The sequence below is a fragment of the Amycolatopsis sp. A133 genome (assembly GCF_031082405.1).
In the GTDB taxonomy this organism is placed as follows: Bacteria; Actinomycetota; Actinomycetes; order Mycobacteriales; family Pseudonocardiaceae; genus Amycolatopsis.
Map to the genome: position 1 here is coordinate 1 of NZ_JAVHJU010000019.1, position 555 is coordinate 555.

At 71.5% G+C, this 555-nt stretch carries 1 protein-coding gene; it reads right to left on the reverse strand.

Translation table 11 applies throughout. The features are described 5' to 3' along the window. The coding region (locus Q5425_RS16545) for a polyketide synthase (RefSeq protein WP_308673121.1) at window positions 1–555 on the reverse strand (555 nt) is incomplete at both ends.

Below are 555 nucleotides of genomic sequence, written 5' to 3' on the forward strand. Positions count from 1 at the left end.
TGGCTGGGGTTGTTCGAGGATGACGTGGGCGTTGGTGCCTCCGATGCCGAAGGCGGAGACGCCCGCGCGGCGTGGCCGCTCGACCGGTGGCCACGGTGTGGGTTCGGTGATGACGGCGACGCGGCCGGCGGCCCAGTCGACGTGGGGGGTGGGTGCGTCGACGTGCAGGGTGGCGGGCAGGACACCGTGTCGCATCGCCAGGATCATCTTGATGACGCCGGCGATGCCGGCGGCGGCTTGGGTGTGGCCGAGGTTCGACTTCGCCGACCCGATCCACAGGGGATGGTCGCGGTCTTGGCCGTAGGCGGCGATTAACGCCTGCGCCTCGATCGGGTCACCCAGGGTGGTGCCGGTGCCGTGGGCCTCGACCACGTCCACCTCCCGAGCGGACAGTCCGGCGGCAGCCAGTGCATCGCGGATGACCCGTTGCTGGGCCGGTCCGTTCGGCGCGGTCAACCCGTTGGACGCGCCATCGGAGTTGACCGCCGAGCCCCGGAGCACCGCCAGCACGCGATGTCCGTGGCGACGGGCGTCGGACAACCGCTCCAGCACCAC